The sequence below is a fragment of the Acidovorax sp. KNOB132 genome, assembly GCF_057541515.1.
Map to the genome: position 1 here is coordinate 1 of NZ_BAAJYT010000469.1, position 1758 is coordinate 1758.

At 68.0% G+C, this 1758-nt stretch carries 3 protein-coding genes and 1 pseudogene; 3 read left to right on the forward strand and 1 reads right to left on the reverse strand.

Annotated elements, in window-relative coordinates; translation table 11 throughout:
• The 3 genes from minC to minE all read left to right on the forward strand — a co-directional run.
• A partial coding sequence (gene minC, locus AC27IO_RS23785) for a septum site-determining protein MinC (protein WP_498741125.1) occupies window positions 1-430 on the forward strand: 430 nt, incomplete at its 5' end.
• Between the two features lie 57 nt (window positions 431-487).
• Window positions 488-1303, forward strand: a complete 816-nt coding sequence (gene minD, locus AC27IO_RS23790; protein ID WP_284397011.1) for a septum site-determining protein MinD — start codon at window positions 488-490, stop codon at window positions 1301-1303.
• A gap of 3 nt (window positions 1304-1306) precedes the next feature.
• A complete protein-coding gene (gene minE, locus AC27IO_RS23795; RefSeq protein WP_092744488.1) occupies window positions 1307-1570 on the forward strand; it encodes a cell division topological specificity factor MinE in 264 nt (87 codons plus the stop codon).
• A gap of 64 nt (window positions 1571-1634) precedes the next feature.
• Here the strand turns inward: minE and AC27IO_RS23800 are convergent.
• Window positions 1635-1758 (reverse strand): annotated as a pseudogene (locus AC27IO_RS23800) (flavin reductase); the annotation flags it as partial.

Below are 1758 nucleotides of genomic sequence, written 5' to 3' on the forward strand. Positions count from 1 at the left end.
GGCCGACGCCCCCGCGCGACGCGGCCCCCGCCCCCCGCGCGAGGTGGTGCGCGAAGTCATCCGCGAGGTCGAAGTGGTGCGCGAGGTGCCCGCCGGCGGCCCGACCACCGTGGTGGTGGACAAGCCGCTGCGCTCGGGCCAGCAGGTGTATGCCCGCGGCGCCGACCTGGTCGTGATGGCCGTGGTGAGCTTCGGCGCCGAGGTGATCGCGGACGGCAACATCCACGTCTATGCGCCCATGCGCGGGCGGGCCATCGCCGGCGCGCGCGGCGACACCAGCGCGCGCATCTTCAGCACGTGCCTGGAGCCGCAGCTCGTGTCGATCGCAGGCATCTACCGCACCACCGAGACCGAGCTGCCGGACGCCGTGCGCGGCAAGCCGGCCCAGGTGCGGCTCGACGGCGAGAAGCTGCTCATCGAGCCGCTCTAGAACCCGTTCTGACCGCCTTCTTCTTTCATTCGGACCAACGCAGGGAATTTTCACAACATGGCCAAAATCGTCGTCGTGACCTCCGGCAAGGGTGGCGTGGGCAAGACCACCACCAGTGCCAGCTTCGCATCCGGCCTCGCACTGCGCGGCCACAAGACCGCGGTGATCGACTTCGACGTCGGCCTGCGCAACCTGGACCTCATCATGGGCTGCGAACGCCGCGTGGTGTATGACCTCATCAACGTGATCCAGGGCGAGGCCAACCTGAACCAGGCCCTCATCAAGGACAAGCAGTGCGACAACCTGTTCGTGCTGGCCGCCAGCCAGACGCGCGACAAGGATGCGCTCACGCAGGACGGCGTGGAGAAGATCCTGAACGACCTGTCCGGCATGGGCTTCGAGTACATCGTCTGCGACTCGCCCGCCGGCATCGAGAGCGGCGCGCTCATGGCCATGCACTTCGCCGACGAAGCGCTGCTGGTGACCAACCCCGAGGTGTCCTCGGTGCGCGACTCCGACCGCATCCTGGGCATGCTGGGCAGCAAGACCAAGCGCGCCATCGCCGGCGGCGAGCCCGTGAAGGAGCACCTGCTCATCACGCGCTACAACCCCAACCGCGTGGAAGACGGGCAGATGCTGTCGCTGGAGGACATCCAGGACATCCTGCGCATCGAGCTGATCGGCGTGGTGCCTGAGTCCGAGAACGTGCTGCAGGCGTCCAACCAGGGCACGCCGGCCATCCACATGCAGGGCACCGACGTGTCCGAGGCCTACAAGGACGTGGTGGCCCGCTTCCTCGGCGAGGACAAGCCCCTGCGGTTCATCGACGCGCACAAGCCCGGCTTCTTCAAACGCATCTTCGGCGGGAGGTAACGCATGTCTCTGTTGTCTTTCCTGCTGGGCGAGAAAAAGAAGACCGCCTCGGTCGCCAAGGAGCGCCTGCAGATCATCCTCGCGCACGAACGCAACGGCCGCAACGCCTCCACGCCCGACTACCTGCCCGCGCTGCAGCGCGAACTGGTGGCGGTGATCTCCAAGTACGTGTCGATCCACGCCGACGACATCAAGGTGCACCTGGAGCGCCAGGACAACCTGGAAGTGCTGGAGGTCAAGATCGAGCTGCCCGACGGCGTGAAATAGCCGCCGCCCTGGCCGTTCGGTCCCCGCCGCGCCGCGGTGCCCCCTCGAAGGGCCCGCGGCGCCGTCATTTGCGGATCTCGGCCTGCAGCGCGGGCGCGGCGCCCAGCGGGTGCTCGGTGTAGAACGTGCCGCCGTGGTAGAGCAGCGGCGAGGCGCCCGTGCGGTGGCTGCAGCGCTCCACCTCGCCC